General features: G+C 74.3%; 24 protein-coding genes. 19 read left to right on the plus strand and 5 right to left on the minus strand.

What is annotated here, in order from left to right; genetic code table 11:
* The first annotated feature begins 49 nt into the window (after window positions 1–49).
* Window positions 50–952 (plus strand): lytic polysaccharide monooxygenase auxiliary activity family 9 protein, encoded by a 903-nt coding sequence (locus tag ACN27B_RS15040; protein ID WP_099162439.1) that lies wholly within the window; start codon window positions 50–52, stop codon window positions 950–952.
* A 3-nt stretch (window positions 953–955) separates the two neighbouring features.
* On the opposite strand, the gene mgrA is transcribed toward ACN27B_RS15040, so the two are convergent.
* A complete protein-coding gene (mgrA, locus tag ACN27B_RS15045) occupies window positions 956–1,945 on the minus strand; it encodes an L-glyceraldehyde 3-phosphate reductase (protein WP_422745530.1) in 990 nt (329 codons plus the stop codon).
* Window positions 1,946–2,010: 65 nt separating this feature from the next.
* On the opposite strand from mgrA, the gene ACN27B_RS15050 reads away from it, so the two are divergent.
* From ACN27B_RS15050 to ACN27B_RS15090, 9 genes are all read left to right on the plus strand, one after another.
* A complete protein-coding gene (locus tag ACN27B_RS15050; protein ID WP_099162437.1) occupies window positions 2,011–2,979 on the plus strand; it encodes an aldo/keto reductase in 969 nt (322 codons plus the stop codon).
* Window positions 2,980–2,983: 4 nt separating this feature from the next.
* On the plus strand, window positions 2,984–3,481 hold the full coding sequence (locus tag ACN27B_RS15055) for a hemerythrin domain-containing protein (RefSeq protein WP_091581503.1): 498 nt from the start codon (window positions 2,984–2,986) through the stop codon (window positions 3,479–3,481).
* 57 nt (window positions 3,482–3,538) lie between these two features.
* Window positions 3,539–4,789, plus strand: a complete 1,251-nt coding sequence (locus tag ACN27B_RS15060; RefSeq protein WP_099162436.1) for a sensor histidine kinase — start codon at window positions 3,539–3,541, stop codon at window positions 4,787–4,789.
* Complete coding sequence (locus ACN27B_RS15065) at window positions 4,786–5,436, plus strand: response regulator (protein ID WP_099162435.1); 651 nt, start codon at window positions 4,786–4,788, stop codon at window positions 5,434–5,436. Before ACN27B_RS15060 ends, ACN27B_RS15065 begins: the two co-directional genes overlap by 4 nt.
* Window positions 5,437–5,514: 78 nt before the next feature.
* Window positions 5,515–6,525: a hypothetical protein gene (locus tag ACN27B_RS15070; RefSeq protein ID WP_422745533.1), complete on the plus strand. Its 1,011-nt coding sequence runs from the start codon at window positions 5,515–5,517 to the stop codon at window positions 6,523–6,525.
* Window positions 6,526–6,596: 71 nt separating this feature from the next.
* Entirely contained in the window at window positions 6,597–8,051 is a 1,455-nt protein-coding gene (locus tag ACN27B_RS15075; RefSeq protein WP_396822464.1) for a magnesium chelatase, read from the plus strand.
* A gap of 2 nt (window positions 8,052–8,053) precedes the next feature.
* On the plus strand, window positions 8,054–10,006 hold the full coding sequence (locus ACN27B_RS15080) for a vWA domain-containing protein (RefSeq protein WP_099162432.1): 1,953 nt from the start codon (window positions 8,054–8,056) through the stop codon (window positions 10,004–10,006).
* 791 nt (window positions 10,007–10,797) lie between these two features.
* The gene (locus ACN27B_RS15085) at window positions 10,798–11,352 is read left to right on the plus strand and encodes a hypothetical protein (protein WP_422745536.1); all 555 of its coding nucleotides are present in this window, start codon (window positions 10,798–10,800) and stop codon (window positions 11,350–11,352) included.
* 124 nt (window positions 11,353–11,476) lie between these two features.
* Window positions 11,477–11,953: a hypothetical protein gene (locus tag ACN27B_RS15090; protein ID WP_172968029.1), complete on the plus strand. Its 477-nt coding sequence runs from the start codon at window positions 11,477–11,479 to the stop codon at window positions 11,951–11,953.
* Window positions 11,954–11,966: 13 nt separating this feature from the next.
* Here the strand turns inward: ACN27B_RS15090 and ACN27B_RS15095 are convergent, their stop codons facing one another.
* Window positions 11,967–13,031 carry a GlxA family transcriptional regulator gene (locus ACN27B_RS15095; RefSeq protein WP_422745538.1) on the minus strand — a complete coding sequence of 355 codons (1,065 nt, stop codon included), beginning with the start codon at window positions 13,029–13,031 and terminating at the stop codon, window positions 11,967–11,969.
* A 71-nt stretch (window positions 13,032–13,102) separates the two neighbouring features.
* Between ACN27B_RS15095 and ACN27B_RS15100 the strand changes: the two genes are divergently transcribed.
* Window positions 13,103–14,401, plus strand: a complete 1,299-nt coding sequence (locus ACN27B_RS15100) for an MFS transporter (RefSeq protein WP_099162429.1) — start codon at window positions 13,103–13,105, stop codon at window positions 14,399–14,401.
* Between the two features lie 4 nt (window positions 14,402–14,405).
* Here the strand turns inward: ACN27B_RS15100 and ACN27B_RS15105 are convergent, their stop codons facing one another.
* From ACN27B_RS15105 to ACN27B_RS15115, 3 genes are read right to left on the minus strand one after another with little or no spacing between them, the layout of a single operon-like run.
* Window positions 14,406–15,125 (minus strand): RICIN domain-containing protein, encoded by a 720-nt coding sequence (locus ACN27B_RS15105; protein ID WP_422745540.1) that lies wholly within the window; start codon window positions 15,123–15,125, stop codon window positions 14,406–14,408.
* Between the two features lie 59 nt (window positions 15,126–15,184).
* Window positions 15,185–15,469 carry a DUF427 domain-containing protein gene (locus tag ACN27B_RS15110; protein WP_091581459.1) on the minus strand — a complete coding sequence of 95 codons (285 nt, stop codon included), beginning with the start codon at window positions 15,467–15,469 and terminating at the stop codon, window positions 15,185–15,187.
* Window positions 15,470–15,509: 40 nt separating this feature from the next.
* Window positions 15,510–15,980, minus strand: coding sequence for an aminoacyl-tRNA deacylase (locus tag ACN27B_RS15115; protein WP_253866674.1), 471 nt, complete (start codon window positions 15,978–15,980; stop codon window positions 15,510–15,512).
* A 93-nt stretch (window positions 15,981–16,073) separates the two neighbouring features.
* On the opposite strand from ACN27B_RS15115, the gene ACN27B_RS15120 reads away from it, so the two are divergent.
* The 8 genes from ACN27B_RS15120 (at window position 16,074) to ACN27B_RS15155 (ending at window position 25,037) form a co-directional block, all read left to right on the plus strand.
* Window positions 16,074–17,459 carry an FAD-binding oxidoreductase gene (locus tag ACN27B_RS15120; protein WP_422745543.1) on the plus strand — a complete coding sequence of 462 codons (1,386 nt, stop codon included), beginning with the start codon at window positions 16,074–16,076 and terminating at the stop codon, window positions 17,457–17,459.
* A complete protein-coding gene (locus tag ACN27B_RS15125) occupies window positions 17,456–18,799 on the plus strand; it encodes a class I SAM-dependent methyltransferase (protein ID WP_422745545.1) in 1,344 nt (447 codons plus the stop codon). The genes ACN27B_RS15120 and ACN27B_RS15125 overlap by 4 nt, the downstream gene beginning before the upstream one ends.
* A 91-nt stretch (window positions 18,800–18,890) precedes the next feature.
* Complete coding sequence (locus tag ACN27B_RS15130) at window positions 18,891–19,451, plus strand: winged helix-turn-helix domain-containing protein (protein WP_099162424.1); 561 nt, start codon at window positions 18,891–18,893, stop codon at window positions 19,449–19,451.
* The gene (locus ACN27B_RS15135; protein WP_422745547.1) at window positions 19,444–20,271 is read left to right on the plus strand and encodes an SRPBCC domain-containing protein; all 828 of its coding nucleotides are present in this window, start codon (window positions 19,444–19,446) and stop codon (window positions 20,269–20,271) included. Before ACN27B_RS15130 ends, ACN27B_RS15135 begins: the two co-directional genes overlap by 8 nt.
* Window positions 20,272–20,356: 85 nt before the next feature.
* On the plus strand, window positions 20,357–20,590 hold the full coding sequence (locus tag ACN27B_RS15140; RefSeq protein WP_091581433.1) for a zinc-ribbon domain-containing protein: 234 nt from the start codon (window positions 20,357–20,359) through the stop codon (window positions 20,588–20,590).
* 253 nt (window positions 20,591–20,843) lie between these two features.
* Complete coding sequence (locus ACN27B_RS15145; protein ID WP_422745549.1) at window positions 20,844–21,914, plus strand: hypothetical protein; 1,071 nt, start codon at window positions 20,844–20,846, stop codon at window positions 21,912–21,914.
* Window positions 21,911–23,383 (plus strand): hypothetical protein, encoded by a 1,473-nt coding sequence (locus ACN27B_RS15150; protein ID WP_422745551.1) that lies wholly within the window; start codon window positions 21,911–21,913, stop codon window positions 23,381–23,383. The genes ACN27B_RS15145 and ACN27B_RS15150 overlap by 4 nt, the downstream gene beginning before the upstream one ends.
* Before the next feature lie 97 nt (window positions 23,384–23,480).
* On the plus strand, window positions 23,481–25,037 hold the full coding sequence (locus ACN27B_RS15155; RefSeq protein WP_422745553.1) for a glycosyl hydrolase: 1,557 nt from the start codon (window positions 23,481–23,483) through the stop codon (window positions 25,035–25,037).
* The last annotated feature ends 50 nt before the right edge of the window (window positions 25,038–25,087 follow it).

Below are 25,087 nucleotides of genomic sequence, written 5' to 3' on the forward strand. Positions count from 1 at the left end.
CGAACCTTTGCCGCCTCCCGCCCGTACCAGTGCGCGGGAGGTCGATCACATGGACACACGTCGCGCGCTCGCCGCGCTCGCCGCCGTCGCCGCGACGCTGCTGTCCACCGCCGTACCGGCGAGCGCCCACGGGGCGCCGACCAGCCCGATGAGCCGGGCGGCGGCCTGCGGTCCGGAGGGTGGCCGGGCACAGACACCGGCCTGCCGCGCCGCGATCGCCGCCGGCGCGGCGGTACGCGAGTGGGACAACATCCGGGTGGCCCGGATCGACGGGCGGGACCGGGAACGCATCCCGGACGGGGAGCTGTGCAGTGGCGGGCTCTCCGCGTACCGGGGACTGGACCTGCCCCGCAGCGACTGGCCCGCCACCACGCTCACGGCCGGGGCCCGGCACACGTTCCGCTATCGCACCACCATCCCGCACGAGGGCACGTTCCGGTTCTACGTGACCACCCGGTCGTACGCCCCGGACCGGCGTCTGACCTGGGCGGACGTCGAGGAGAAGCCGTTCCTGGAAGTCACCGACCCGCCGATCCGGGCCGGCGCGTACGAGATGCCGGGACGGTTGCCGACCGGGCGCACGGGCCGGCACCTGATCTACGTGATCTGGCAGAACTCGAGCACCCAGGACACCTACTACTCCTGCTCCGACGTGATCTTCCGGGCCGCCGCGAGCGGCTCCGGGAGCCGGGGCAAGCCGTCGGCGAGCGCGGCGGCCCCGCGTACCCTCGCCGTGCCGGCGACCGGCGACGAGCCGGCGGCGGGGGTGCCGGTGGCGGCGGTGACCGACACCGACCCGCTCTCCCGGCCGCTGGTCATCGGCGCGGCGGCGGTGGTCACCGCGCTGCTGGCGACAGTGGTCGGCCTGCGGCTGCGACGGGCCGGCGGCCCGCCGCCCGGGCGGCCGTGCGGGGTGCGCAACCACCGCGCCGGGCGGCGTCGGATCTGGTGAGCCTCAGTCGAGCAGCTGCTCGATCTCGGCCAGGTCCTCGCCGGCCAGGTCGAGGTTGTCCAGCGCGGCGACGTTGCCCTCCAACTGGGCGGGGCTGCTGGCGCCGACGATGAGGCTGGTCATGCGCGGGTCGCGCAGCGCCCACGCCAGGGCGAGCTGGGCCAGCGTCTGACCCCGCCGCTCGGCCACCGCGGCGAGCCCGCGCACGGTCGCCATCCGCGCCTCGTCCAGGTCGCTCTCGTTGAGGAACACGCTGGTCCGCACGCGCGAGTCGGCCGGGATGCCGCCCAGGTAGCGGTCGGTGAGCAGGCCCTGGGCCAGCGGGCTGTAGGCGATGCAGCCGGCGCCCACCTGGGCCAGCGTGTCGAGCAGGCCGTCGGACTCGGTCCAACGGTTGAGCATCGAGTACGACGGCTGGTTGATCAGCAGCGGAGTGCCCAGGTCACGGAGGATCTCGGCAGCCCGGGCGGTCTGCGCCGAGTCGTAGTTGGAGATGCCGACGTAGAGCGCCTTGCCGGACCGGACGACGGCGTCCAGCGCGCCCATCGTCTCCTCCAGCGGGGTGTCCGGGTCGAACCGGTGCGAGTAGAAGATGTCGACGTGGTCCAGGCCCATCCGGCGCAGCGACTGGTCCAGCGACGAGATCAGGTACTTGCGGGAGCCCCACTCGCCGTACGGGCCGGGCCACATCAGGTAGCCGGCCTTGGTGGAGACGACCAGCTCGTCGCGGTACGGCTTCAGGTCGGTGGCGAGCAGCCGACCGAAGTTCTCCTCCGCCGACCCCGGCGGCGGGCCGTAGTTGTTGGCCAGGTCGAAGTGGGTGATGCCGAGGTCGAACGCGCGGCGGACGATGTCGCGCTGCCGCTCGAAGGGCCGGTCCGGCCCGAAGTTGTGCCACAGGCCGAGGGAGATGACGGGCAGCCGGAGCCCACTGCGGCCGCTGCGCCGGTAGCGCATCGATTCGTAACGGTCGTCGCTGGCGAGGTAGGTCACCTGATCATTCTGCCGCCACCGGCGAACACGCGTGCGGTCACGGCGGCGCGGGTAGCGTCGGATCCATGCGTTTCGTGCGGCTCGACACCCCCAAGCCCATCTCCAGGATCGGCCTCGGCACGTGGCAGTTCGGCTCCCGCGAGTGGGGCTACGGCCCCGACTACGAGCGCCGGGCGGCCGAGATCGTGCGGCGGGCGCTCGACCTCGGGGTCACCCTCTTCGACACCGCCGAGCTCTACGGCTTCGGCCGCAGCGAGCGGATCCTCGGGGCCGCGCTCGGCGACGACCGGGCGAAGGTCGTGGTGGCCAGCAAGATCTTCCCGCTGCTCCCGGTCGCCCCGGTGGTGCAGCAGCGTGCGGTCGCCTCCGCCGCCCGGCTCGGCGTCGACGGCATCGACCTCTACCAGGTGCACCAGCCCAACCCGGTGGTCGCCGACACCACCACCATGAGCGGCATGCGCACGCTCCAGGACGTCGGCCTGGTCGGCGAGGTGGGCGTCAGCAACTACGACCTGCGCCGGTGGCGGTTCGCCGAGGCCGCGCTGGGCCGCCGGGTGCTGAGCAACCAGGTCCGCTACAGCATGATCGACCGCGGCCCCGAGGAGGACCTGATCCCGTACGCGGAGCAGGCCGGCCGGATCGTCATCGCGTACAGCCCGCTGGCCCAGGGCTTCCTCTCCGGCCGCTACGACGCCGCCAACCCGCCGGCCGGGGCGGTGCGCCGGGCCAACCCGTACTTCCTGCCGGAGAACCTGGCGCGCGGCACCGAGCTGATCGCCACGCTGCGCGAGGTGGCCGACGCGCACGACGCCACGCCGAGCCAGATCGCGCTGGCGTACGTGCTGCGGCACCCGAACGTGGTCGCCATCCCCGGCGCGTCCGGAGTGGAGCAGATGGAACGCAACGCGGCCGCCGCCGAGATCGACCTGACCGACGACGAGTACGCCGCGCTGGCCACCGCCGCGCGCGCGTTCCGCCCGGTCACCGGCCTGGCCGCCGTACCGAAGATGATCCGCGCCCGACTGGGGAAGTGACCGCATGGACGACATCACCGCACTGATCCTGGACGACCACGCCGCCTTCCGGCGCGGCTTCGCCCGGCTCGACGACGCCCGCGACCCGGCCGAGATGCTGGCGATCTGGGAGGCGCTCGCGCTGCACCTGGACATCCACGCGGAGGCCGAGGAGGCGATCCTCTACCCGCACCTGGTCAAGCACGGCGACGACGGCGAGGACGAGACCGCCGACGCCATCGGCGACCACAACAAGATCCGCGACGCGGTCGCCGAGTCGAAGCGGCACGAGGTCGGCTCGGACGCCTGGTGGGCGGCGGTGGGCACGGCCCGCAAGGAGAACAGCGAGCACCTGGCCGAGGAGGAGGACGAGGCGCTGCCCGACTTCCGCCGGCACGCGAGCGTGGAACTGCGGGCCGAGCTGGGGGCACGGTGGCTCACCTTCTACGGCGAGCACAAGAACGGTCGGAACCTGCGCTTCCACGACAAGGACCCGGAGGCCTACGTCCGCGACCACCGCTGAGGACATCTCCCCGGCGCGGGGGAGTCGCGGGCCGGCCGGCGGCGGGACAATGACCCGGTGACGGTCCGGGGTGTCCTCGCGCCGCTGGTGCGCGGCAGCACCTGGCGGCGCGCCGTGTTCCTGCTGCTCGGCGGCGTGCTCGCGCTGCCGTACGCGCTGCTGGCGGTGGCGTTCGCCCAGCTGCTGACCAGCAGCGGGGTGCCGCGTCCGCCCGGCGTCGGGCTGCTGCTGGTCGGCGTCGGGCTCGCGGTGGTGCCGGTGTTCCTGGCCGGCAGCCGGGCGCTGGAGATCGCCGCCGCCCGCGCGCTGCTCGCGGTCGACCTGCCGGAACCCGCCCCCGGCCACCGGATCGACCGGGAGACCCGGCTGCGCGCCGCGCTCTGGATCGCGCTGCACCTGACCACCGGCGCGACGGTGCTGTTCGCCGCGATCAGCGCGTTCCCGATGGCGCTGGTCTTCGTCGCCGGCCTGGCCGGGCTCGACGTCGGCGCGGTGTCGGACGAGCCGCTCGGCCCGTTCGACCCGGCCCGCCCGGTGACCGCCGGCCTGGCCGGCGCCGCCGTGCTGGTCGCGCTCGGCTACGCGGTGGCCGGGTTGGGCGCGCTCGCCGCCTCGATGGCCCCGGTTCTGCTCGGCCCGGCCCAGGCCGAGCGGATCGCCGCGCTGGAGGCCCGCGCGGTCCGCCTGGCCGAACGCAACCGGCTGGCCCGGGAACTGCACGACTCGGTCGGGCACGCGCTGACCGTGGCGACGCTCCAGGCCGGCGCCGCCCGGGAACTGCTCGACACCGACCCCGAGTTCAGCCGGCGGGCGCTGCGGGCCATCGAGGAGACCAGCCGCCGGGCCATGGACGACCTCGACCACGTGCTCGGGCTGCTCCGCGAGACCGACGCCGGGCCGACGCCCGCGCCGAACGCCCCGCAACCCACGCTGGTCGGGCTGGACCGGCTGGTCACCGCCGCCCGGGCCGCCGGGCTGGTCGTCGAGTCCCGGGTCGACGGGGCGCTGGACGCGCTGCCCGCCGTGGTGTCCCGCGAGGGCTACCGGATCGTCCAGGAGGGGCTGACCAACGCCGCCCGGCACGGCCGGGGACCGGTGACGCTGCGGGTCGCCGTACCCCCACAGGGGTTGGAGATCGAGCTGGTCAACGCCGTGCGTGGCACCACCGGGCCGACCGGCGGCGGGCGCGGGCTGGACGGCATGCGGGAGCGGGTGCTGCTGCTCGGCGGGCACCTCGACGCCGGCCCGCGCGGCGACCGCTGGCGGGTCCGGGCCACCCTGCCCGCGCCCAGGGAGGAGCCCGGGTGACCATCGACGTGTTGATCGTCGACGACGACGAGCTGATCCGGGTCGGCCTGCGGGCCATCGTGGACGCGCAGGCGGACCTGCGCGTCGTCGGCGAGGCGGCGGACGGGGCCGAGGTGCCGCCGCTGGTGGCGAAGCTGCGCCCGGCCGTGGTGCTGATGGACGTGCGGATGCCGGCCATCGACGGCATCCAGGCCACCCGCCGGCTGCTCGCCGCCTCCGCCGACCCGCCCCGGGTGCTGGTGGTCACCACGTTCGCCAACGACGAGTACGTCTACGAGGCGCTGCGCGCCGGGGCGAGCGGCTTCCTGCTCAAACGGGCCCGGCCGGCCGAGGTGGTGGAGGCGATCCGGGTGGTGGCGGCCGGCGAGTCGCTGCTCTTCCCGGCCGCGATCCGGCAGCTCGTCGGCGCGTACGGGCGGCGCGGCGGGGACCGGCTGCACGCCGCGCGGCTGACCGACCGGGAGGCCGAGGTGCTGCGGCTGATGGCGGCCGGGCTGTCCAATCCGGAGATCGCCGCCCACCTGGTGGTCGGCGTCGAGACGGTGAAGACACACGTCGGGAACGTGCTGGCCAAGCTCGGGGTGCGGGACCGGACGCAGGCGGTCGTCGCCGCCTACGAGTCCGGTTTCGTCGTCCCGGCCGGCTGACCCGGTCCCTCCCCCGGGGGAGCGGGTCCACCCCGGCGCGGGAGGGTTCCGGCGGCCGTCCGGCCGAGGCTGAGACGCATGAACCCGCCACTTCGTGATCGACTCGACCCGGTCGCTCCGCTCGCCGCCGCCTGGCTCGGCGGCTGGGGAGTGCTCGCCCTGGTGTCCACGCTGACCGGCGCCGGCTACCCCTTCGGCGCGAACGACCCGCACGGCGGCGACGCCGCCGGCCTGCTCCGACTGGTGCCGGTCTCCGTCGGCCCGCCGCTGTTCGCGGCGGTGCTGCTGACCGCCGCGGTCGCCGCCCTGGCCATGACCGGCACGAGCATCCGCCCGTCCCGGCCGCTGCGCACCCTGATCACCGGGTACGCGGCGACCGTCGCGCTCGCGCTGGCGGTGGTGGTGCCCGGGATGCGGGTGCTGGCCCTGCTCGGCTACGCGCCGATGCTGATCATCGGCGCGCCGTTCGGCTGGCCGCCGGTGGACTACGCCGAGCTCTTCACCTGGCCGCTGTTCGCCCGCTTCGCCGCCCTGGCCGGCGGGATGCTGCTGGCCGGCGCGCTGGTGCGCTGGCGGCGGCGGGTCGCCGACGGGCCGGCGCCGGCGTGGACCACGCCCGCCTCGGCCGCCCGCTGGGGACGGTGGGCGGCGTGGACCGCCGCCGTGGTCCCGGTGCTCTACGCGCTCACCCGGTTCGCCTGGCTGTTCGACATCCCGCTCGGCATGACCCGGGAGACCCTCGCCGAGATGCGCGCCGACGGCGCGGTCTGGGCGGGTGCCGGGCTGGGCGCGTTCGCCGTGGTCGGCGCGGTGCTCACGCTGGGACTGGTGGCCCGCTGGGGCGAGCGGTTCCCGCGTTGGCTGCCCGGACTGGCCGGCCGTCCGGTGCCGGTGCTCCTCGCCGTCGTTCCGGCCGGGCTGGTCGCCCTCGCCGTGCTGGCGGCCAGCCTCGACCTGCTCGCCGCGCCGGAGTTCGCCGACCTGATCCGCGAGGGCAACTCCGCCGCCCTGCCGATGGCGCTCTGGCCGGTCTGGGCGGTCGCCCTGGCCGCCGCCGCGTACGCGTACCAGCTGCGTCGGCGGGCCTGAACGCCCCCGGTGGTCGGTCCCGGTCACGGGGCGGGACCGACCACCGGGCGGTGCGGGAATTCTGAGCTAGCGTGGGTCGGGTGACCGCTCCCAACCAGGTTTCCCCGGTCCCGCCCGCCGAGCTGCCCGGCACGCTCGGCGCGTTGCGCGCGACCGGCCACCAGTACCGCACGGTCAAGCAGGAGATCCGCGACAACCTCCTCGCCCGGATGCGTACCGGCGAGGACCGCTTCCCCGGCATCGTGGGCTACCAGGACACGGTGCTGCCCGAGGTCGAGCGCGCGCTGCTCGCCGGCCACGACATGGTGCTGCTCGGCGAACGCGGGCAGGGCAAGACCCGACTGATCCGCGCGCTCGGCGCGCTGCTCGACGAGTGGACCCCGGTGATCCCCGGCTCGGTGCTCAACGAGCACCCGATGCACCCGCTCACCCCGGCGTCCCGCGCGCTCGTCGACTCCGCCGGCGACGACCTGCCGATCGGCTGGCTGCACCGCTCGATGCGCTACGGCGAGAAGCTCGCCACGCCGGACACCAGCGTCGGCGACCTGATCGGCGACGTCGACCCGGTCCGGCTCGCCCAGGGGCGTACCCTCGGCGACCCGGAGACCATCCACTTCGGGCTGGTGCCGCGCACCAACCGGGGTGTCTTCGCCGTCAACGAGCTGCCCGACCTGGCCGAGCGGATCCAGGTGGCGTTGCTCAACGTGCTGGAGGAACGGGACATCCAGGTCCGCGGCTACCAGCTGCGACTGCCGTTGGACCTGCTGCTGGTGGCCAGCGCCAACCCGGAGGACTACACCAACCGGGGCCGGATCATCACCCCGCTCAAGGACCGCTTCGGCGCCGAGATCCGCACCCACTACCCGCTCGACCTGGAGCTGGAGCTGGCGCTGATCCGGCAGGAGGCCGACCTGGTCGCCGCCGTGCCGGAGCACGTGCTGGAGGTGCTGGCCCGGTTCGCCCGCGCCGTGCGGGAGTCGCCGTCGGTGGACCCGCGCTCCGGCGTCTCCGCCCGGTTCGCCATCGCCGCCGCGGAGACCGTCGCCGCCTCGGCGCTGCGCCGCTCCGGCCTGCTCGCCGGCACCCCCGCCGACCGGGCCGAGGCGCCCGTCGCGCGGGTCGGCGACGCGGTGTCGGTGACGTCCACGCTGCGCGGGAAGGTCGAGTTCGAGAGCGGCGAGGAGGGGCGCGAGACCGAGGTGCTCGGGCACCTGCTGCGCACCGCCACCGCCGAGACGTTCCGGGCCCGGCTGGCCGGGCTGGACCTGTCCGGCTTCACCGCGCTGGTGGCCGAGGGCGAGGTGGTCGAGACCGGGGAGCTGGTCTCCTCGGCCGAGCTGCTGCGCCAGGTCGGCACCGTGCCCGGCCTGGCCAAGGTGCTGGACCGGCTCGGCCTCGGTGACGCGCCCAGCCCCGAGGAGGCCGCCGCGGGGATCGAGTTCGTCCTCGAAGGGCTGCACCTGACCCGCCGGCTGGGCAAGGACGTCACCGAGTCCGGGCGCACCGTCTACGGCGGCCGGGGCTGACCGTGGCCGGCAACCGGTTCCGGTACGGCCAGTGGCGTGGCGGGCCCGACCCGCTCGCCCCGCCGTACGACGTGCGCGCCGCGGTGGACGCGGTCGGCGCGGAGGTCCTGGCCGGCGGCAGCCTGCGGGAGTCGCTGCGCGAGCTGCTGCGGCGCGGCCCGCAGGGGCGCGGCGGCCTGGACGACCTGGCCGCCCGGGCCCGCCGGCTGCGCCGGGAGGCGTTGCGTCGGGGCGACCTGGACGGCGCGGTGACCCGGGCCCGGGCCCTGCTCGACCAGGCGATCGCCGCGGAGCGCGACGAGCTGCGCGGTCGTGACGGCGACGACGCGCGGTTCGCCGAGGCGGTCCTGGACAACCTGCCCGGCTCCACCGCCCGCGCGGTGGCCGAGCTGGAGGGGTACGAGTGGGCCAGCGCCGAGGCGCGGCAGACCTACCAGCGGATCCTCGACGGGCTGCGCGGCGAGGTGCTGGAACAGCGCTTCGCCGGCCTGCGCGACGCGGCGCGGGCCGCCGCCGACCCGGCCGCCCAGCGGCAGCTCGCCGAGATGATGCGCGACCTCAACGACCTGCTCGCCCGGCACGCCCGCTCGGAGGACACCACCGACGCGTTCGCCGAGTTCATGCGCCGGCACGGGGAGTTCTTCCCGGAGCGCCCGCGCGACGTCGACGAGCTGGTCGATGTGCTGGCCCGTCGGGCGGCGGCGGGGGAGCGGCTGATGCGGTCGCTGTCGGACCGGCAGCGCGAGGAGTTGGCCGGGCTGATGCGCCAGTCCCTCGGCGACCGGCTCGCCGGTGAGCTGTCCCAGCTCGACGAGCACCTGCGGTCGTTGCGCCCGGACCTGAACTGGCGGCGCGGCGAGCGGGTCCGGGGCGACCAGCCCCTCGGGTACGGCGAGGCCGCCGGCGCGCTCGACGAGATCGCCGAACTCGACGAGCTGCTGGACTCCCTCGACCAGGACCAGGCGGGCGCCACCCTGGACGACGTCGACGTCGAGGCGGTCGCCCGGACGCTCGGCCGGGAGGCCGCCGACGACGTACGCCGGCTGCGCGAGCTGGAGCGGGAACTGCGCCGCCAGGGCTGGGTCACCCGGGACGCGGAGGGGCTGACGCTCAGCCCGAAGGCGTTGCGCCGGCTGGCCGGCACCGCGCTGCGCCGCGTCTTCGCCGACCTGACGGCCGGCCCGCGCGGCCAGCACGACCTGCGCTCGGCCGGTGCCGCCGGCGAGGTGAGCGGCGGCTCCCGCCCCTGGGAGTACGGCGACGAGCAGCCGCTGGACGTGGTGCGCACGCTCACCCGCGCGGTCCGCCGATCCGGCACCGGGGTGCCGGTGCGGCTCGCGGTCGAGGACTTCGAGGTGATGGAGACCGAGCGCCGGGCGTCCGCCGCGGTGGTGCTCTGCGTCGACCTGTCGTACTCGATGATCTCCCAGGGGCGCTGGGGGCCGATGAAGCAGACGGCGCTGGCCTTGTCCCACCTGATGGCGACCCGGTTCCCGCAGGACGCGTTGCAGATCGTGGGCTTCGGGCGGGAGGCGATGCCGCTGACCCAGCAGGAGTTGGCCGCGGTGGAGCCGGACATGCAGCAGGGCACCAACCTGCAGCACGCGCTGCGGCTGGCCGGCCGGCACCTGCGCCGCCACCCGGGCGCCGAGCCGGTGGTGCTCGTGGTCACCGACGGCGAACCCACCGCCCACCTGGACCCGGAGGACGGCGAGGCGTACTTCCACTGGCCGCCGCTGCCGGAGACCATCACGGCGACGATCCGCGAGGTGGACAAGCTGACCCGGTACGGCGTCGCGCTCAACCTGTTCATGCTCGGGGACGACCCCGGGCTGCGCCGGTTCGTGGACGCGGTGGCGCGGCGGTCGAGGGGCCGGATGTTCACGCCCGACCTCGACGATCTCGGCGAGTACGTGGTCTCCGACTATCTGCGCGCCCGTCACGGCCGCCGCTGACCCGCTCCCGCCGCGACCCCGCGCCCTCGGCGTCGACGCGGCCGCTCCCCGTCCCCGGATGAGGGTGGTCGCCGCCCCGCACGGCGCCTGTCGCGGCAGTCCATGCGCCCCTCCCGCCCTCGTCCCTTGCCCCCGCTCGACTGGTTGATCAAGGAGTTGCGGCTTGCCTCCGGGGGCGTGTCGACTCCTTGATCGATGGCCGGGCGACCCGGCGACCCGGCGGCGCAGCGGCACATCACTTCTGCGCGATATACCGCTGGGTCATGAATATGACTCAGCGGTATATCGGTCTTGCTACTGATCTGCCTGCCGACTGGCTACTGACAGTGGTCGGGCTTCCTGGCGCGTCGTTTTCCGCATGTTGGGCGGCTCGGGTGAGGCAACGTGTCGGCCTACGGGTGGGTGGAACAGGGACGGTTGACGGTGGGGCTCAGGGTGCGCCCGTGGTTTCCACCCGCGCGGCCTGTATGGGGTGGGGTGTCCGGTTCGGTGGTGGTGGGCGGCACCCTGGGCGCGGAATCGGCGGTGGGTCGGCGGCGTTGTAACCCGGTGCACGGCCGAGCAGGTGGAGCGCACCCGCCCCGCCACCCCCCGGGAATGACGGTGGGTAGCCGGTCGTTACACATCCGGCGCCGCGACGAGGCCCCCGCCCCGCGAGCCAGCCGGACACCCCGGCCCCCGTGAGCCGGCCCTCAGCCCTCACGAGCCTGCCGGATCCCCCCAAGACTTTTTGAGCGCCTGACGGTGCCCACACCCCCCGGGTGTGTTGACCCCCGAATGGAGCCCCCGTCATGAACACGATCCTGCGTAAGAGCGTTCTCGGTATTGCTGGTCTGGCCTTCACCGGTGGTGTGTTCGCCGGTCCGGTCGCCGCCCACGCCGACACCGCCCATGCCGCCGCCGGTAAGCCCGTCGTGGCTGTCGCGAGCGTGCAGGGTGAGCAGTCGACCATCAAGCTGAACGACGAGCAGCTGGCCAACGCGAAGGCGATCATCGCCGCGACGAAGAAGGCCGGTCTGCCGGAGCGGGCCGCGGTCATCTCGATCGCCACGAGCCTGCAGGAGTCGAAGCTGGAGAACCTCGGGCACCTCGGCGACAAGAATGACCACGACTCGCTGGGCCTGTTCCAGCAGCGCCCGTCGAGCGGTTGGGGCACGCCGGAGCAGATCACCGACCCCGAGTACTCGACCCTGGCGTTCCTCAAGGGCCTGAAGCAGGTCGACGGCTGGGAGAAGATGCCGCTGACCGAGGCTGCGCAGACCGTCCAGGTTTCCGCCTACCCGGACGCGTACGCGCAGTGGGAGAAGCAGGCCACCGACATCGTGGCCCAGCACTGGACCAAGTAAGACCGAAGGCCGGCACCCCGAACACGGGGTGCCGGCTTTCGCGCGTACCCCCGTCCGGGTGAACCGGGCCGGGTAGCCGGGGTGTGGGCGGTGGCGGCGGGGGTTGGATGCGGTCATGGACGAGGTGGACGCCGCGGAGTTGCGGCGGGCGTACGACCAGGTGCTCGCGGAGGTGGACGCGGGCGGGTTCGGGCCGCCGCCGGAGGGCCAGTTGAGCGCCGAGCAGATCGTCGCGCACCTCGCCGCCAACGACGAGCTGATGAGCGAGGCGACCGAGGCGGTCCTGGCCGGCTCACCGTTCGCGTACTACGACCTGGACACCATCCACCGGCCGCAACTCGACGCGCTGGTCTCCGAGTGCGGCGGGCTGGACGGGCTCGCCACGCTGCTGCGGGCCACCAGCCAGAAGCTCTGCGCGCTGGCCGAGCGCCTCGGCCCGGCCGCCGAGACACCCGTGGAGACCGTGCTGCGCGAGGGCTTCGACCTCGACGTCGACGACTCGCTTCCCTGGGGCCGCGCCCTCGACCTGCACATCCGGGTCCACCTGCCGCTGCACCTGACCCAACTCCGCGCCCTCCGCCGACAACCCCATCCCGCCTGACCACCGACGCCGATCAAGGAGTGGTGGTGGTTGACAAAGCCGACATGCCTGGCCTCTGAGGCGCCACAACTCCAAGATCGGCGAAAGGCGCGGGCGCGGGCTCGGGCGGGTGGGGGGCGCGGAAGGTGCGGCGGTAGGCGGTGGGTGGTACGCCCAGCCGGGCGTGGAAGTGCTGGCGCAGGGCGGCGGTGGTGCCGAAACCCGCGTCGCGGGCGATCCGGTCGACGCTCAGGTCGGTGCTCTCCAGCAGCACCCGCGCGTGTTCGGTGCGCTGCTGGAGCAGCCACTGCGCCGGGCTCAGCCCGGTCTCCGAGCGGAAGTGCCGGGTGAACGTGCGGACGCTCATCCGGGCGTGCGCGGCCATCTCGCGCAGCGCGACCGGCTCGTGCAGCCGCTGCCGGGCCCACTCCCGGGTGGCGGCCGTGCCGGTCGCGGCGGCCTTCGGCACCGGTCGCTCGATGTACTGCGCCTGGCCGCCGTCCCGCCACGGCGGAACCACGCAGCGCCGGGCCGCCCGGTTGGCCACCGCGCTGCCGTGGTCGGTGCGGATCACGTGCAGGCAGAGGTCGACGCCGGCGGCCACCCCGGCGGAGGTGAGCACCGGCCCGTCGTCGACGAAGAGCACGTCGGGGTCGAGCCGTACGGCCGGGTGCAGGGCGCGGAAGCGGGAGGCGTACGCCCAGTGGGTGGTGGCGGGGCGGCCGGCGAGCAGCCCGGCGGCGGCGAGCACGAACGCGCCGGTGCAGATGGACATCACCCGGGCGCCCCGGGCGTGGGCGGCGCGCAGCGCGTCGGCGACCTCGGCGGCCACCGTGCCGTCGTGCAGCGGCGGACCGGCGTGGATGCCGGGGACGATCACGGTGTCGGCGGTCTCGAGGAGTTCCAGGCCGTGGTCGGGGAGCACCTGGAAGCCGGCGGTGCTGCGGACCGGCCGGCCGCCGGGCGTGCAGGTGGCGACCGCGTACAGCGGGGTCTGGTGCTCGTCCCGGGCGGTGCCGAAGACCTGGGCCGGGGTGCCGAGGTCGAGGGCGACCACGCCGTCGAGGGCGAGGACGGCGATGCGGTGCGGTACGGACATGGCCCGATTATTGCGCACGATGGCTTTCTGGCCACTCGTCGCCGGGCGTCGAGGCGGCCGAGACTCGGTGCGTGATCCGATCCCGACTTCATCCGGCCTGGCTCGTCGCCGCGGTCGCCTTCGTCGCCCTGGTGGGCGCGGCCGGCTTCCGCGCCACCCCCGGGGTGCTGCTGCACCCGCTGCACGCCGAGTTCGGTTGGCCGCTGGCCACCATCTCCGCCGCCGTCTCGGTCAACCTGCTGCTCTACGGCGTCACCGCCCCGTTCGCCGCCGCGTTGATGGACCGCTTCGGCATCCGCCGGGTGGTGGCCGGCGCGTTGGTGCTGGTGGCGGCCGGCAGCGGCCTGACCGTGGTGATGACCGAGAGCTGGCAGCTCATCCTCTGCTGGGGCGTGCTCGTCGGGCTGGGCACCGGCTCGATGGCGCTGGCCTTCGTGGCGACGGTCACCGGCCGCTGGTTCGTCCGCCGCCGGGGCCTGGTCACCGGTGTGCTCACCGCCGGCGGGGCCGCCGGGCAGCTGGTGTTCCTTCCGCTGGTCGCGGTGCTGGTGCGCGACCACGGCTGGCGGACGGCGGCACTCGTCGTCGCCGGGGCCGCGCTCGCCGTCGTACCCCTGGTGGTCTGGCTGCTGCGCGAGCACCCGGCGGACCTGGGCCGGCCCGCCTACGGCGCCACCGAGGTCGTGCCGCCGGCCCGGCCGGAGGGGGGCGCGGCGGCCCGCGCGGTCGGCGCGCTCGCCGCCGCCGCCCGGACCCGGCCGTTCTGGCTGCTCGCCGGCGGCTTCGCGATCTGCGGCGCGACCACGAACGGGCTGGTCGGTACGCACTTCGTGCCCGCTGCGCACGACCACGGGATGGCGGAGACCACCGCCGCCGGCCTGCTCGCCCTGGTCGGGCTCTTCGACATCGTCGGTACGGTCGCCTCGGGCTGGCTCACCGACCGGGTCGACAGCCGGCTGCTGCTGGGCGCCTACTACGCGCTGCGCGGCGCGTCGCTGCTGGTGCTGCCGAGCCTCTTCGCCGGCCGGGCCGAGCCGAGCATGCTGGTGTTCATCGTCTTCTACGGGCTGGACTGGGTGGCCACCGTGCCGCCGACGGTCGCGCTCTGCCGGGAGTATTTCGGCGCGTCCGGGGCGGTGGTCTTCGGCTGGGTGTTCGCCGCCCACCAGGTGGGCGCCGCGCTCGCCGCCACCGGCGCCGGCCTGGTCCGGGACCGGCTCGGCGACTACGCGCTCGCCTGGTACGTGGCCGGCGCGTTGTCGATCGGCGCGGCCGGGCTGTCAGTGCTGCTGCGCCGGCGCGCCACCGAGGAGCCCACGTTCGCCGTGCCCGTGCCGGCCGGCCGGCGGGCCTGGAGCTATCGGGGCTGACCGGTCAGCCGACCGCCCACTGCTGCTCGGGGGCGCCGCCGCACGGCGCCTGCTCCAGCTCCCGGCCGGGCTCGGTGCCCGCGTCGTCGACCTGGGCGCACTTGCCGCTGTGCACGGCGACCAGCAGCACCGGCCCGGCGCCGGTCGGGTTGAACCGCCACTGCTGGTTGGCCTGCCCGTTGCAGGACCACTGCTGGATGTCGGCGCCGTCGTCGGTGCTGGCCTCGTTGACGTCGAGGCACTTGCCGCTGGCCGCGTTGACCAGCAGGTAGGTGTCGGCGGCGACCGGGGTCACCACCCACTGCTGCTCCGGGCCGCCGGTGCAGTCGGCCAGCGCGGCCTGCGCGCCCTCCGGGTCGTCGCCGATCACGCCCAGGCAGCGCCCGGACGGCACGCCCCGGATCACCTTCGGGGTGGCCACCGGCGCGGCCGGGGTGGTCGGCGCGGCACTCGGCGACGCGGCCGTCGGGGTGGGCGCGGCCGCCGTCGTGGGCGCGGCCGACGTCGGCTCGGCCGCCGCCGGGGTCGGCACGGCCGCCGCGGGCACCACCGGTCGGCCGTCGCCGCCGCCGAGCACGCCGGTGGCGAAGAAGACCCCCAGGAGTACGCCGACCGCGGCGACGCCCAGCGCGATCCGCATCAACGGGTCCTGCGGCAGCCGGACCCCGCGGGCGCGGCGGGCGCCGTAGACGGTGCCGGACGGGTCGGTGTGCGGGTCGGCCATGGGGGCATCCTGACCCACCGGGGCCGCCGGGGGCCAGTCGCCCCGGCGGCCCCGGTGACTCAGTCGACGACCCGGACGTCCTTCCAGAACGCCACCCGGTCGCGCACCATCTCGGCGTCCGGCTTCGGGTCCGGGTAGTACCAGACCGCGTCGGCGCTGGTGGCGCCGCCGTGTTCCAGCGTGTAGTAGGAGGCGGTGCCCTTCCACGGGCAGACCGTGTGGGTGTCCGACTCGCGGATCAGGTCGTCGCGCAGGGCCGCGCGGGGGAAGTAGTGGTTGCCCTCGACCAGCACGGTGTCGTCGCTCTCCGCGACGACGAGGTCGTTCCAGACGGCTTTCGGCATGTCCTCCACGCTATGCCGGTGGCCGCCCGCCGGCCACCACTCAGCGGGTCGGTTCCGGATCGGTGACGTCGGCGACGGTCGCGTCGAGCGCGGACAGCGCGGCGTCGGCGTCCAGCGCCACGGCCGTACCGTGCTCGCCCGCGCCGAGCGTGATCTCCCGGCCGCGCAGCCGCTCGTCGGCGACGACCGGCCAGGCGGTGGTGGAGCCGAACGGTGTGATGGTGCCGCGCGCGTAGCCGGTCGCTTCCTTCGCCGCCTCGGCGTCGGGCAGCGACAGCCGGCTCACCCCGAGCAGGGCGCGCAGCTTCGGCCAGGAGACGACCCGGCCGCCGGGGGTCAGCACGAACAGGTGGTCGCCCTCGCTCCGGCGCACCACGATCGTCTTGACCACGTCGGGCACCTCGACGCCGCGCGCCGCGGCCGCCTCGGCGAGGCTCGCCACCGGCCCGTGCCGGATCACCCGGTACGGCAGGCCGGCGGCGTCGAGGGCGGTGAGCGCGGGATTCGCCATGGCGGTCACGGTAACCCGCGAGTCGCCGGCGAGTCGGCGGAAGGCCACCGTGGACATCCCACGAATTGTCGTACCCGGGCGTAAGGTGATCTCATGCACGCTGTCCGTGATCATGAACGGGCGGTGGACACGCTGCGGCGCTCCTACGCCGCGGTGCCCGCCGGGGAACCCGTACGGCTGGCCAAGCAGACCTCGAACCTGTTCCGCCCCCGATCCGCGCCGCGTACGCCGGGCCTGGACGTGAGTGGACTGACCGGCGTGCTCGGCGTCGACCCGGCGGCCCGCACCGCCGACGTGCAGGGCATGTGCACCTACGAGGATCTGGTCGACGCGACGCTGCCGCACGGTCTGATGCCGCTGGTCGTGCCGCAGTTGCGCACGATCACGCTGGGCGGCGCGGTGACCGGCCTGGGCATCGAGTCCACCTCCTTCCGCAACGGCCTGCCGCACGAGTCGGTGACCGAGATGGACCTGCTCACCGGCGCCGGGGAGATCGTCACCGCCCGGCCCCAGGGCGAGCACGCCGACCTGTTCCGCGCCTTCCCCAACTCGCTGGGCAGCCTCGGCTACGCCACCCGGCTGCGCATCGAGCTGCAACCGGTCCGCCGGCACGTGGCCCTGCGCAACATCCGGTTCAACCGGCTGGAGGAGCTGGTCGACGCGGTGGCCGAGGTGGTCGCCAAGGGTGCCTGGGCCGGCGACCCGGTCGACGCCATGGACGGGGTGATGTTCAGCCCCGGCGAGTCCTACCTCGTGCTCGGCACGTTCACCGACGAGGCCGAGGGGCCGCCGTCCGACTACACCGGCCAGGAGATCTACTACCGCTCGCTGCGCCGCCGCACCCGCGACGTGCTCAGCGCGTACGACTATCTCTGGCGGTGGGACACCGACTGGTTCTGGTGCTCGGCGGCGTTCGGGGTGCAGCACCCGGTGGTGCGGCGGCTCTGGCCGCAGCGCTACCGGCGCAGCGACGTCTACCACCGCATCGTCCGGCTGGAGCACCGGCACCAGGTGGCGGCCCGGATCGACAGGTGGCGGGGTCGGCCGGCGCGCGAGCGGGTGGTGCAGGACGTGGAGATCCCGCTGGACCGCACGGCCGAGTTCCTGCGCTGGTTCGCGGCCGACGTCGGCATGACGCCGGTCTGGCTCTGCCCGTTGCGGCTGCGTGAGCCGGCCGGCCGGGGATCGGCCCGGGCGTGGCCGCTGTATCCGCTCCGACCGGGCGAAACCTATGTGAACATCGGCTTCTGGGGGAGCGTGCCGATCGCGGCGGGAGCCGCCGACGGCGACGTCAACCGCCAGATCGAGCGCATGGTGTCGGAGGTGGGCGGCCACAAGTCGCTCTACTCCGACGCGTACTACGACCGGGCGGCGTTCGACCGGCTCTACGGCGGGGACACCTGGCGCGCCGTGAAGGACCGCTACGACCCGGACCACCGACTCACCGGACTGTACGAGAAGGCGGTATCCCGAGCATGAGTCTGACCGACCGAACACCGGGGGCGGCGAGCGCCCCGGCCGGTCCGCCGGCGGGCGGCCGGCGCACCGGACCGACCGTGGCGGACGTGATCCGCGCGGTCACCACCCGCGACCTGCCGGTGCGCGTCACCGGATACGACGGCAGCGCGGTGGGCCCGGCCGACGCCGGGATCACCCTGGCGATCCGCACCGAGCGGGGCCTGTCCTACCTGCTCACCGCGCCCGGCGACCTGGGCATGGCGCGGGCCTACGTCAGCGGCGACCTGGGGTTGGAGGGGGTGCACCCCGGCGACCCGTACGAGGCGTTGCGCGTGCTCAAGGACGAGATGCCGCTGCGGATGCCGCCGGTGGGCGAGGCGCTGGCCCTGGTCAAGGGGCTGGGTTGGGAGCGGTTGATGCCGCCGCCGCCCCCGCCGCAGGAGGCGGCGCCGCGCTGGAAGCGGGTGGTGAACGGGCTGCGCCACTCGCGGACGCGGGACAGCAACGCGATCTCCCACCACTACGACGTGTCGAACGCCTTCTACGAGAAGGTGCTCGGGGAGTCCATGACGTACACCTGCGCGGTCTTCCGCAGCCCGGGCGACACGCTGGAAGAGGCGCAGCGGGCCAAGTACGACCTGGTCGCCGGCAAGCTCGCGCTCAAGCCGGGGATGCGGCTGCTGGACGTCGGCTGCGGCTGGGGCGGCATGGTCCGGCACGCGGCCCGGGAGTACGGCGTGAAGGCGCTCGGTGTGACGCTGTCCCGGGCGCAGGCGCAGTGGGCGCAGGCCGCGATCGAGCGGGAAGGGCTGGGTGACCTGGCCGAGGTGCGGCACCTCGACTACCGGGACGCGCCGCGCGAGCAGTTCGACGCGATCTCCTCGATCGGGCTGACCGAGCACATCGGGGTGCGCAACTACCCGGCCTACTTCGGCGCGCTGCGGTCCCGGCTCAAGCCCGGCGGCCGGCTGCTCAACCACTGCATCACCCGCGCCGACAACCGCGCCCCGCACCGCTCCGGCGCGTTCATCGACAGGTACGTCTTCCCCGACGGTGAGCTGGCCGGTCCGGGCCGGCTGATCAGCGAGATCCACGACGCCGGGTTCGAGGTGCACCACGAGGAGAACCTGCGCCAGCACTACGCGCTGACGTTGGCCGGCTGGTGCCGCAACCTGGTCGAGCACTGGGACTTCTGCGTCGGCGAGGTGGGTCCGGGCACCGCCCGGGTCTGGGGCCTCTACATGGCCGGCTCCCGGATGGCGTTCGAGCGCAACGGCATCCAGTTGCACCAGGTCCTCGCCACGCACAACGGCCCGCAGGGGGTCAACGGCTACCCGCTGCGCCCCGACTGGACGCCCTGACACCCGTACCGACGAGAGGCCGCACGGATCGTGCGGCCTCTCGTCGTCCCTATTGACAAGCAAGTTTTTTACGTACAGACTTGTTTTTGCCATGAGAGACGTCCTGTATCTGGAACAGCGCGAGCAGGCCGAAGCCCTGCTCAAGCCGCAGCGCATCGAGGTGCTGCGGCAACTGGCCGAGCCCCGCACCTGCACCGAGGTCGCCGCCCGGCTCGAGCAGACGCCGCAGCGCGTCTACTACCACGTCAAGCAACTGGTCGCGGCCGGGCTGGCCGAGCAGGTTGCCGAGCGGCGGGTGCGCGGCATCAACGAGGGCATCTACCGCGCCGCCGCCCGGTCCTACTGGCTCTCCCCGCGGCTGGTCGGCCGCATCGGCGGCGCCCGCCGGGCGCAGGACGAGCTGAGCCTCGGCTACCTGCTCGACCTCATGGAGGAGGTCCAGGCCGACATCGCCGGGCTGGACCGCGCCGCCCCCGAGCTTCCGTCGATCGGCGTCTCCGGCGAGATCCGGGTGCCCGCCGAGCGGCGGCAGGAGTTCCTGCACGACCTGCAGTCGACGCTGCAGGACCTGTTCACCCGCTACGGCGGCGCCGAGGGAGACGCCTTCAAGCTCGCCGTGGCCTGCTACCCGAAGGGCAACCAGCATGAGTGACCCGATGACCGTCCGCGCCCGTCTCGCCGCGCCGGTGGCGACCGTCCGCCGGGCGCTGACCGATCCCGCCGAGCTGCGCGTCTGGCTGGCCGAACACGCCGAGGTGGACCTGCCCGGGCGGTACGAGTTCTGGGGCCGTTACACGCCCGAGGGCGACGTGCCGCACCAGCGGCTGCTGCACGCCGACGAGAAGACGCTGCGCTTCGCGTGGACGCTCGACGGGGTGGAGACCACCACCGAGTTCGAGCTGGAGCCCGACGGCGACGCCACCGTCCTGACGCTGCGGCAGAGCCACTTCTCCTTCGAGGAGGCGATGAACGGCAGCAGCATCCGGGGCGTGCTCCAGACGTTCTGGGCGCTGGCGATCGCCAACCTCAACGCCCACCTGGAGGGGAGGCCGCTGCTGCCGCGGACCGACTTCACCTCGGCCGACCTGCGCGGCGAGATGCTGATCGACGCGCCGATGGACAAGGTGTGGACCTCGCTGACCGACTCCGAGCAGGCGAGCGCCTGGTTCGGCTACCCGATCGGTATCGAGCCGTGGGCGGGTGGTCGCTACGCGATGGGCGGCTTCGACGCCGGCTACGCGGCCAAGGTGCTCGACGTGACGCCGGGGCAGGCGATCTCCGTCGACTGGGGACCGACCGGCGTCAGCTCGTGGGAGCTGGCCGAGTCCGGCGGCCGGACGAAGCTGACCTTCGTGCAGTCCGGCTTCGACCAGGGCAACCCCCCGTACGCGGCGTGGACCGGCACCGTCGCCGGCCTGGCCGAGCTGCGGCGCTTCCACGAGGTCTCGAACTGGCAGCCCATCTGGCTCTGAGGTGTAAGGAGGGGCCCCCTGTTAACGCCTCCGGTAGAGGAGGGGGCCCCGCTTAACACGTGCCCCGGGTGGGTAATGGCGGGCGATGTTCTTCATCTTCGGGCTGCGGACCAAGGTCGACCGGTCCGGCGTCGTCACCCAGGTCTGCCGCCACTGCGGGAACCAGGCCGCCCAGGTGATCACCCGGCGGGCCACCAAGTTCAGCCTCTTCTTCATCCCCCTGATCCCGGTACGCACCCGGTACGCGCAGCAGTGCACGTTCTGCGGCGCCGAGTACGAGATCTCCCGCGCCGACGCCGAGCGCCTCCCGGTCGGCTGACCGTGACCCGTTTCCTCTGCTGGCTGATCGGGCGGCAGCCGGTGCCTCCGTCCGCCGTACCGGTGCACACCGCCGCTCGCCCGCCGTGCACGCCCGGTCGCCGGCGCCGTCGTCGCAGTCGACCGACGGCGGGGGCGCTGTCTCCGCGGTCACCGTGGAACCGCTCCGCCGGCCGCTGACCCCTGGGGTGTTAACAGGGGGCCCCGCCTCTACCGGAGGCGTTAAGAGGGGGCCCTTCCTTACACTTCATCGGGTGGAAGATCGGCTGAGCGAGATTCGGGGTGGGGGGCCGCCGCGGCGGCACAACGCCCGCACCGTCGCCGCGTTGACCGGTAACCCCGGCTGCACCCGCCGCGCCGTGCTGGACGGCGCCGGTGCGGACAAGCCGGCGCTGGCCGAGCGGCTCGGCTTCCCGGCCCGCTTCGGGCAGTCCCGCTTCGCGATCACCCGGGGCAACGCGTTCGAGGCGCAGGTCAAGGCCGACGGCGGGGCGGAGCTGCTGCGCCTGGTGGCGGAGCGGCTCGGCGTACCGGTGCCGGACGGCGCGACCTGGACGGACCTCGGCGCCGACGACGACCGGCCGGAGCGGTCCCGGACGGCGTTGACCGCCGGCGGCGACGGTCCCGCGCTCTTCGACCACCCGCTGCTCGGCCTGGACGTGGCCGGCCGGCGGGTGCACCTGGAACCGGACCTGGTCGCCGCGCGCCTGGCCGGCCAATTCCACGTCGTGGAGATCAAGTCGTTCCCGGTGATCGACGGGCAGGCCGACCCGGCCAAGGTCGCCGCCGCGGCGATCCAGTCCGCCGTCTACGTGCTGGCGCTGCGCGAGCTGCTCGCCGCCGAGGGCCGCGACCCGGAGCTGGTGTCGCACGAGGTGGTGCTGGTCTGCCCGCGGGACTTCACCAACCAGCCGGTGGCCAGCCTGCTGGACGTGCGCCGGCAACTGCTGGTGCTGCGCCGCCAACTGGCCCGGATGGCCCGGGTCGACGATCTGCTCGCCGCCGTGCCGGCCGGTTTCACCGCCGACCCGACGGCCGACCCGGCCACCCTCGCGGCCGCGTTGCACCAGGTGCCGGCCCGCTACGCGCCGGACTGCCTGGCCGCCTGCGAGCTGGCCGCCTTCTGCCGGCACGAGGCGCGCGGCCACACCGGGGCGCTGGGCCGGCCGGTCCGCGAGGCGCTCGGCGGCGTCGTCGAGGTGGCCGACGTGCTGGCGCTCGCCGAGGGCGTCCGCACCCCCGAGCCGGAGCAGGCGGAGGCCGCCGCGCTGCTGCGCGCCGCCGCGCGCCTGCGGGCCGAGGTCCTGACCGGCAACCCCGCGTGAGTACGCTGCGCGCGCTCGCCCGGGCGCAGGCGGTCGCCACCGGGCGGGCCCAGCCGGTGGCCACGGTCCGGCACCTGCACCTGTCCGACCGGCCGTTGGTGCTGGTGCCGCTCGCGCTGGCCGGTGAGGCCAACGCCCCGCTGGCCGCGCTGGTCGGCGCCGCGCCGGACGATGCCCGGCTGCTGGTGGTGCCGCAGCCGCGCAACCGCGACCAGCGCTTCGCCTTCGCCGCCGAGCTGGCCGGCGTCGTCCTGCCCTACCTGGACTCGTTCCGCACGGTGACCGAGGCGGTGGCGGTGGACCGGGGGCGCGACGTCCGGCACCGCTACGTCGACGCGCCGCAACTGCTGGTGCCGAACCCGGCCGGGGTCACGTTCCTGCGCCTGTTCGGTCGGTCCACCCGGTTCCGCCGGGTCGACGGGGACCACCCGGTGCACCCGTCGGTGCCGCTGCTCGGCCGCTGGGCGACGTTCTTCGCCGAGCGCGCCGAGCAGCCCGGGTCGGCCGCGCTGCTGGCGCTGACGGACGCGTTGACGCTGCACTGGGCGACCGGGCAGAGCGCGGTGGAGGACCTGCACCTGCCGGCCGTGCTCGGCTGGCTCGACCCGCCGCCCGGACTGACCGGCGCCGAGGCGGCGGTGGCGGCCGAGGACCCGGCACGGTGCCCGCCGGCGGGGCCGGCCACCGACCCCGACTTCGACAACCACCGGCTCGCCCCGGCGATCGAGGCGTACGCGCGGACCGAGGACGACCCGGCCGCCCGCGCCGCCGCGTACGACGAGCTGGCCGGGCTGCTGCGCGACCAGCTCGCGCCCACCTGGGAGCTGATGTGGCGCGGCGTGGGGCTGCTGCGGGCGCTGCCGCCCGGTGCCCGGGTGGCCGGTCGGTGGGCCGGTGACCGGGACGCGTTCACCGCGTACGCCGAGCACGTCGACGCCGGTGGCGGCCCACAGCCGCGCCGCGACGGCGCGGTGGCGGCGGCGCTGCGGTTGCAGCGGCTGGAACGGGCGGCGACCGCGTGGACGGTGCAGCGGGCGTACGACGACCCGCTGGTGATGGCCGAGCACCGGCTGGTCGGGGAGGCGTTCGTCGGCGAGGTGACCCTCGCCGACCCGAAGCGGGTGGACGACTCCGGCCGGCGGCCGGTGCTGCGTCCCCGGATCCAGGTGGTGACCACCGAGCCGGTGCCGATGCCGGTGGGCGCGACGTTGTGGTCGCCGGCCCGCCCGGGGCAGAAGGCCAGGATCGTCTTCCTGACCCCGGGCGCGGACGGCAAGACGGAGGCGGTGCTGGAGCTGTCCGGTGGGATGGGCCGCGGGTTGTCCGCTCCGGCGGGCAGCGTGCCCGAGGTGGGGGAGCGGATCTGCCTGACCAGCCTGTCGGACGGTTTCCTGCCGGGCGGCGCGTTCCCGGCGCCGGAGGAGACGCCGTGGACGCACGGCGGCCCGCCGGAGCATCACGAGGAGTAGCCGTATCAATCCATTCACATGCTTGAAACTTAATCGGTTCAGTAGTGCACTGGTGGCTGCCACACCACCGCCCTCCACGAACCGAATGAGGTGACCCATGCGAAGCAGCAGGTTCCGCCTCGCGTCGACCGCCGCCGCCACCGTCCTGGCCGCCGTCACCGCGCTCACCGTCGTCACCCCGGCCGACGCGCACACCGTCTCCCCGGTCAACGCCAACGCCTCCACCGCCACCCGCGACGTGCTCAACTGGCTCGCCCACCTGCCCAACCGGAGCAGCAACCGGATCGCCTCCGGCTTCTTCGGCGGCTACAGCAACAGCGGCTTCTCGCTCAACCAGACCGAGGAGCTGCGCTCCGCCACCGGGCAGTACCCGGCGATCCTCAGCTGCGACTACGGCTCCGGCTGGGCGACCAACTCCGACATCACCGCGCTCGTCGACCACTCCTGCAACGGCGCGCTGAAGTCCTGGTGGGCGAGCGGGGGTCTGGTCACCATCAGCGTGCACCTGCCCAGCCCGGCCAACGCCAACGGCGGCGGCCTGAACACGCCGATGGGCAACTTCGCCGACCTGCTCAACCCGTCCACCGCGGCCGGCGCCCGCTGGCGGCAGCTCCAGGACAAGATGGCCGCCGGCCTGCAGGACCTGGAGAACGCCGGGGTTCCGGTGCTGTTCCGGCCGTTCCACGAGGTCAACGGCGACTGGTTCTGGTGGGGCAACCGCGACCCGAACACGTTCAAGCAGGTCTGGCAGCAGATGTACACCTACCTCACCGGCACCAAGGGGCTGGACAACCTGCTCTGGGTCTACTCCGCCGACTTCAGCCGGGGCAACCGCACCGCCTACTACCCGGGCGCCTCCTACACCGACGTCGTCGGCATGGACGCGTACGACGACAACCCGCAGGTCTCCGGCATCCAGTCCGCGTACGCCGAGCTGGTCGGGTTGGGCAAGCCGTTCGCGTTCGCCGAGATCGGTCCGGACAGCCAGGGCTCGTTCGACTACGGACGCTGGATCACCGCGTTCCAGCAGAGCTACCCGAAGACGTCCTACTTCCTGGCCTGGAACGACGGCTGGGGCCCGGCCCGCAACTCCGGCGCGAGCACGCTGTTCAACAACTCCTGGATCGCCAACCGGGGCGAGGTCGACCTGGGCGCCGTGACCGAGCCGGCCGGCGGTGGCACCACCACCCCGCCCCCGTCCGGCGGGACCCTGCTCAACGGGTTCGAGTCGGGCACCGAGGGGTGGACCGGCGCCAACGTCACCGGGGGGCCGTGGCAGGTCACCGAGTGGGCGTCGCAGGGCACCCGCGCGCTCAAGTCCGACGTGAACCTGGGCGCCGGGGCCGCGTACCTGAAGAAGACCACCACCACCAGCCTGAGCGGGCGGACCACGCTGCGCGCCACCGCGCGGGTCGCGCCGTGGGGGAGCTTCGGCGCCGGCAGCCAGGCCAAGCTGTACGTCAAGACCGGCGCCGGTTGGCAGTGGTTCGACGGCGGCAGCGTGGCCGTGACCTCGGCCGGGGTGAACCTGTCGCTGTCGCTTGCCGGCGTGGCCAACCTGGGTGACGTCCGGGAGATCGGCGTGCAGTTCGTGCCGGGCAGCGGGGCGGGCGGCACCTCCGCCGTCTACGTGGACAACGTCACCGTCCAGTGACGACCGCGGATCCGGCCCGGCGTCCCCGCCGGGCCGGACCCGCCCGGCTC

Source organism: Micromonospora sp. WMMD754 (genome assembly GCF_049315235.1).
In the GTDB taxonomy this organism is placed as follows: Bacteria; Actinomycetota; Actinomycetes; order Mycobacteriales; family Micromonosporaceae; genus Micromonospora; species Micromonospora sediminicola.

Bases quoted from the DNA above. Each gene is read 5' to 3' on its own strand.
- ACN27B_RS15085 (WP_422745536.1), top strand. From the start codon at position 10,798: ATGAACACGATCCTGCGTAAGAGCGTTCTCGGTATTGCTGGTCTGGCC.
- ACN27B_RS15095 (WP_422745538.1), bottom strand. From the start codon at position 13,031: ATGTCCGTACCGCACCGCATCGCCGTCCTCGCCCTCGACGGCGTGGTC.
- ACN27B_RS15110 (WP_091581459.1), bottom strand. From the start codon at position 15,469: ATGCCGAAAGCCGTCTGGAACGACCTCGTCGTCGCGGAGAGCGACGAC.
- ACN27B_RS15050 (WP_099162437.1), top strand. From the start codon at position 2,011: ATGCGTTTCGTGCGGCTCGACACCCCCAAGCCCATCTCCAGGATCGGC.
- ACN27B_RS15120 (WP_422745543.1), top strand. From the start codon at position 16,074: ATGCACGCTGTCCGTGATCATGAACGGGCGGTGGACACGCTGCGGCGC.
- ACN27B_RS15105 (WP_422745540.1), bottom strand. From the start codon at position 15,125: ATGGCCGACCCGCACACCGACCCGTCCGGCACCGTCTACGGCGCCCGC.
- ACN27B_RS15135 (WP_422745547.1), top strand. From the start codon at position 19,444: ATGAGTGACCCGATGACCGTCCGCGCCCGTCTCGCCGCGCCGGTGGCG.
- ACN27B_RS15125 (WP_422745545.1), top strand. From the start codon at position 17,456: ATGAGTCTGACCGACCGAACACCGGGGGCGGCGAGCGCCCCGGCCGGT.
- ACN27B_RS15115 (WP_253866674.1), bottom strand. From the start codon at position 15,980: ATGGCGAATCCCGCGCTCACCGCCCTCGACGCCGCCGGCCTGCCGTAC.
- ACN27B_RS15070 (WP_422745533.1), top strand. From the start codon at position 5,515: ATGAACCCGCCACTTCGTGATCGACTCGACCCGGTCGCTCCGCTCGCC.
- ACN27B_RS15140 (WP_091581433.1), top strand. From the start codon at position 20,357: ATGTTCTTCATCTTCGGGCTGCGGACCAAGGTCGACCGGTCCGGCGTC.
- ACN27B_RS15055 (WP_091581503.1), top strand. From the start codon at position 2,984: ATGGACGACATCACCGCACTGATCCTGGACGACCACGCCGCCTTCCGG.
- ACN27B_RS15155 (WP_422745553.1), top strand. From the start codon at position 23,481: ATGCGAAGCAGCAGGTTCCGCCTCGCGTCGACCGCCGCCGCCACCGTC.
- ACN27B_RS15040 (WP_099162439.1), top strand. From the start codon at position 50: ATGGACACACGTCGCGCGCTCGCCGCGCTCGCCGCCGTCGCCGCGACG.
- ACN27B_RS15130 (WP_099162424.1), top strand. From the start codon at position 18,891: ATGAGAGACGTCCTGTATCTGGAACAGCGCGAGCAGGCCGAAGCCCTG.